Below are 4,902 nucleotides of genomic sequence, written 5' to 3'. Positions count from 1 at the left end.
GCCGAACAGGTCAACAATGCCGGCGCGATTTTTATTGGCGCCTATTCTCCAGTGGCTCTGGGCGATTATTTTGCCGGCCCCAATCACGTGCTGCCAACCGGCGGGACGGCGCGTTTTGCTTCGCCGCTGGGTGTGGCAGATTTTATCAAGCGCACCTCGCTGCTGGAGTACGCCAAATCCGATCTGCGCGCCGCGCAAAAGCATGTGGCTGTTTTAGCCAAAACGGAAGGTTTAGCCGCGCACGCTCATTCGGTGAATATTCGACTGAAAGGCAAAAAGTGAAAATCTTTTTGGTGATCCTGCCTGCCATTGCTGTCAGTGTAAGCATTAACTATTTAGGTTTGCGCTGCTTGCGGCGTTTCCAATTCAAGCAGGCCGTGCGCGAGTGCGGCCCGCAAAGCCATCAGGCCAAGGCCGGCACGCCGGTCATGGGCGGATTGATGATCATTGCTTCGCTCGATCTGCTGGCGGTTTTATTTTTGCCGTTTTTAAGCAGACTGCCGCGCCTGACTAATGAGGCGTTTATTTTACTGGCGCTTTTTACTCTGACTGGCGTGATCGGTTTTATCGACGATTTTTTGATCGTCAAAAACGGCAAAAATAACGGCTTAAAAGCGCGCTATAAATTGGCCGGACAGTTAGTGATCGCCGCCTTGTTTGGCGCTTATTTGCTGAAGAACAATTTCAATTTGATGGTCTCGCCGCTGCTGCATCTTCTTGGTATGCATCAGCCGTTTTTGTACGTGCTGTGGTCTTCTTTTATTGTGGTTGGCGTGTCCAACGCCGTGAATCTTACCGACGGCCTGGATGGCTTGGCGTCCGGCGTCTCCATGATCATTTTTCTGGCTTTTGCTTTTATCGCCGGACAGTTCAATAATCCGCAGCTCATGTATTTGGCCCTGCTGGCCGCCTGCGCCTGTCTGGGTTTTTTGGTTTTTAATATTCATCCGGCCAAAATGTTTATGGGCGATGTCGGCTCGCTGGCGCTGGGCACGCTGCTGGCCGGTTTTGCGCTGCTGCTACACGCCGAGCTGTATCTGGCACTGGCCGGTATTTGGTTTGTCTGGGAAACGATCTCGGTGATCTTACAGGTGGGTTGTTTTAAATTTACCGGAGGCCGGCGGCTTTTCAAGATGTCACCTTTTCATCATCATTTAGAGTTGTGCGGTTGGCCGGAGAAAAAAATTGTGCGCTGGGCGTGGCTGCTGACAGCTGGCGCGGTGTTGCTGGCCGTAGTTTTTAGGATCAGATAAAGATGCCAAAAGTTGCGGTGCTGGGACAGGACGGCAAGACGGGGCAGGCGGTGCTGGCGCGGCTGGCTAAATTGCCGGATTATCAATATGCGAAAAATTTAGACGAAGCCGATTTACTGGTGGTCTCGCCGGGCATTCCGCCCCAAAATTATCCGGCAGTCAAAATTCCGATTATCAGCGAAATAGAATTGGCCTACCGATTGAATCCCTCGCCAGTGATCGCAGTGACCGGCACAAACGGCAAGACCACGACCACAACGCTGATCTCGCGCCTGCTTGCTGTGCCGGCTGTCGGCAATATCGGCGTGCCGTATATTTCTGTGGAAAAAGAATACCCCTATCTGGCCGTGGAAGTGTCCAGCTATATGCTGGAAAACATCGAGACTTTTCGCCCGCATATTGCGGTGATCTTAAATTTGACCGCGGATCATCTGGCGCGCCACGGTGATCTGGCCGGTTATGCCGCCGCGAAAAAAAGAATTTTGCTCAATCAAACCGCGGAAGATTTTGTGGTTTACAATGCCAATGATCCGTGGGTCTGCCGGATGACCGCTGAGGCCAAAGCCCAAAAAGCGCCTTTCACCGCGTCGCACAAACTGCAGGAAGATTACGCGGCGGCGCGGCTGGTTGCCAAACTCTGCGGCCAGACCGACGCGCACATTGACAAAGTTTTTGCGGAGTTCACAGGTGTGGAGCACCGTATGGAAAAAGTTGGTGTGTACAATGGTATTCGTGTGATCAATGACTCCAAAGGCACAAATGTGGACTCGACAGTCGTCGCTCTGGAGTCCGAACCGCGCAACGGGCATATTGTCCTGCTCGCCGGCGGCCGCGACAAAATGACGTCTTTGCAGCCGCTAGCTGAGGCTTTGCGCGGCCGCCTCAAAAAACTCATCCTGCTGGGCGAAGCGCGGGAGAGATTTGCGCGCGAGTTAAAAGAATTTCAGCCGCTGCTGGTTCAGGATTATGACACGGCCGTGCGTGAAAGTTTTCGCGTGGCGCAAAGCGGAGATTTGATCCTCTTGTCGCCGGCCTGCGCTTCGTGGGATATGTTCCAGGATTTTGCAGAGCGCGGCCGTTATTTCAAGGAACTGGTGCGGAAATATGCGCCGCAAAGTTGACGCTTATATACTCTGGCCGGCAATAGCCCTGGTGGTTACCGGCTTTTTGATGATCCTTTCGGTAACGCCGATTGCCGGTCTGCAAAATTACAATAACGAATTTTATTTCATTTTGCGCCAATTGTTTTATCTGTCCGCCGGCGCGGCTTTGTGCGCCGTGCTTTCTTTTTGGGATTACACCAAGCTGCAAAAATATACGCCGAGCGCTCTGGCCGTGGCGTTTTTCTTGCTGCTCTTGACCTATTGGCCGGGGCTTGGCGTTACGGCCGGCGGCGCGTCGCGCTGGCTGCGTTTGGGTCTCTTGAGTTTTCAGCCGTCGGAGCTGGTAAAATTTTTCTTAATTGTTTATCTGGCCGGCGCGCTGGTCAATAAAAAAGAAACTCTAGCGGATTTCCGGCGCGGCGTTCTGCCGATCCTGCTGGTCTGCGGCGTGTTGACGCTGGGCATTCTCAAACAGCCGGACTTAGGCACGGGCTTGGTGATCGGCGCAACAGCGCTGCTGATGCTGATCGTTGGCGGCAGCAATCTTATGGATCTATTTGTGCTTGGCCTGCTGGCTCTCCGTATTTTAATTTTTCAAGTCTCGCGCACGCCGTATCAGCTTCGGCGCTGGACAGCTTTTCTCGACCCTTTGCAGGACAGGCAGGGCGCCGGCTGGAATACAGTGCAGTCGCTGATCGCCGTCGGTTCGGGCGGCTGGTTCGGTATGGGGCTGGGCGGCAGCCGCCAAAAGTTTGCCTATTTGCCGCAGTATTACAATGATTATATTTTTGCCATGATCTGCGAGGAGCGCGGATTTATTCTGGCGGCGGCAGTGGTTTTTTTGTTCGCGCTGCTAGTGCTGCGCGGGATCAGACTAGCTGGCCGCGTGCGCAATCCTTTTGGCGCGCAGCTAGCGCTGGGCTTTTCACTCTGTCTGGGCATTCAAGCCGCTGTGCACATGCTGGTGGTGCTGGGCTGGGCGCCGGCCAAAGGCATCACTTTGCCGTTCATTTCTTACGGCGGTAGCTCGCTGATCGTTTCGCTGGCGATGCTGGGCGTGATCCTGCGGATCTCACGCGAAGCGGAGTGAGCCTTTTAACGCAACATAAAATATCGCTGCGACAAATTAAGACTACTTACGAATTCCTTGTAGAAGGAGATGATTGTTATGAAAAAATTAATTTTGCTTTTTATCATAGTGGGTGCGGTGGCGTTGGCGGATAAGGTGTACCTGACGGACGGCAGGGTTATGGCCGGCGCGCTGGCTGTGGAGGACGAGACGTTTGTACTGGCCGGCCAAACCGCGGACATTGCTTTTCACGACGGCGCGATCGACGCGGTCGAAAAAGACGGCGTGAAATATACGCCGGAACAATACCTGGCGGCGCTGAGGAATGCTTCTGAAGACGAAGATTATGAGTACGAAGACGAAAGCCGCGCGGCAGACCTGGACGGCGAAGATCAGTACCAATACGCGGCAAAAACCGCGGAATACGGTTTTGACACGCTTTCACTCAATGACAAAATCAAACTTTATGAACTGGAAAAACTGGACAAAGGCCGCGCGGCCACTCTGGCTATGACTTTGCCGCTGATGGGACACAATTACGCCGGCGATCCGGCGCGGGGTTTTGCGATTTTCCTGGGCAAATTTATCGTGCCGGTTTTCATGGCCAGCGCGGTGCCGGTGGACGCCGAAGCCGCGGACGGCGGCCGGGCGCAGAAAGAAGTGCAGATCGGCGTGGGTGTCCTGACTTTTGGCCTGATGCAGCTCTGGGAGATCGTAGATGCCATGGGCGCGGTGGAAGATCACAACGCCGGCCTGCGCGCGCGGTTGGGGATCGAGTACTAAGAGAGTTTAATGCTAAACTTATTGAGCATTTGATCTGGTTGAACAGCAGGAGAGCGCAGAAGTGTTTATATACAATGACGGCGGACGTGAAAAAGCAGGGTATCAAGGCAGGACAGGAGATTGTGTGACCCGCGCGATCGCTATAGCTTTGGAGCTGCCCTACGAAAAAGTCTATGCTGATCTGCATGCCCTGCTCAAAGCCGACAAAAAACAAATTGAGTCAGGCAAAACTTCGCCGCGGCAAGGTGTTCCTAAACAGATTAGCCGCAAATATCTTGCCGGTCTCGGCTGGGAGTTCGTCCCGACAATGGGGATCGGCACGGGCTGTAAAGTTCATCTCAAGCCGAATGAACTTCCCCGGGGGCGTATTATCGCCAAAGTGTCCAAACACATGGTGGCTGTTATTGATGGAGTGATACACGATACACACGACTGCGCGCGCGGCGGGACCAGATGCGTGTATGGATATTATTCAAAAAAAGCAGTCCGGCGGCAGATCTTTTAGCCGCGGATTTTGCCGGTCTTTGGGTGAAATGACCGGCTGAGTTACCGGCCAGGCGATGTTGAGGTCGGGATCATTCCAGAGAATGCCGGCCTCGGCCTGCGGCGCGTAATAAGCGTCACATTTGTACTGGAATTCCGCAAGGTCTGACAGCACGGCAAAACCGTGGGCAAAACCCCGGGGTATGTAAAA

At 53.8% G+C, this 4,902-nt stretch carries 7 protein-coding genes; 6 read left to right on the top strand and 1 reads right to left on the bottom strand.

Translation table 11 applies throughout. The features are described from left to right. The 6 genes from LBJ25_05320 to LBJ25_05295 all read left to right on the top strand — a co-directional run. Positions 1-282, top strand: a 282-nt coding sequence (locus LBJ25_05320) for a histidinol dehydrogenase (protein ID MDR1453375.1), incomplete at its 5' end; no start/stop codon positions are given. Then, entirely contained in the window at positions 279-1,253 is a 975-nt protein-coding gene (gene mraY / locus LBJ25_05315; GenBank protein ID MDR1453374.1) for a phospho-N-acetylmuramoyl-pentapeptide-transferase, read from the top strand. The genes LBJ25_05320 and mraY, both read left to right, overlap by 4 nt. A 2-nt stretch (positions 1,254-1,255) precedes the next feature. Further along, a complete protein-coding gene (locus LBJ25_05310; protein MDR1453373.1) occupies positions 1,256-2,374 on the top strand; it encodes a hypothetical protein in 1,119 nt (372 codons plus the stop codon). Further along, positions 2,358-3,446: a putative lipid II flippase FtsW gene (gene ftsW / locus LBJ25_05305; protein ID MDR1453372.1), complete on the top strand. Its 1,089-nt coding sequence runs from the start codon at positions 2,358-2,360 to the stop codon at positions 3,444-3,446. The genes LBJ25_05310 and ftsW overlap by 17 nt, the downstream gene beginning before the upstream one ends. A gap of 78 nt (positions 3,447-3,524) precedes the next feature. Then, the gene (locus tag LBJ25_05300; protein ID MDR1453371.1) at positions 3,525-4,208 is read left to right on the top strand and encodes a hypothetical protein; all 684 of its coding nucleotides are present in this window, start codon (positions 3,525-3,527) and stop codon (positions 4,206-4,208) included. A gap of 61 nt (positions 4,209-4,269) precedes the next feature. Beyond that, positions 4,270-4,713, top strand: a complete 444-nt coding sequence (locus LBJ25_05295; protein MDR1453370.1) for a hypothetical protein — start codon at positions 4,270-4,272, stop codon at positions 4,711-4,713. Here LBJ25_05295 and LBJ25_05290 read toward each other — a convergent pair. Continuing rightward, positions 4,681-4,902: dTDP-4-dehydrorhamnose 3,5-epimerase (locus LBJ25_05290; GenBank protein ID MDR1453369.1), on the bottom strand; the 222-nt coding region annotated here is incomplete at its 5' end. The two genes, LBJ25_05295 and LBJ25_05290, sit on opposite strands and share 33 nt — an antisense overlap.

The sequence above is a fragment of the Candidatus Margulisiibacteriota bacterium genome (assembly GCA_031268855.1).
Taxonomy (GTDB): domain Bacteria; phylum Margulisbacteria; class Termititenacia; order Termititenacales; family Termititenacaceae; genus Termititenax.
The sequence above is the reverse complement of the archived record's forward strand: the minus strand, read 5'-3'. Positions and strand labels throughout refer to the sequence as shown.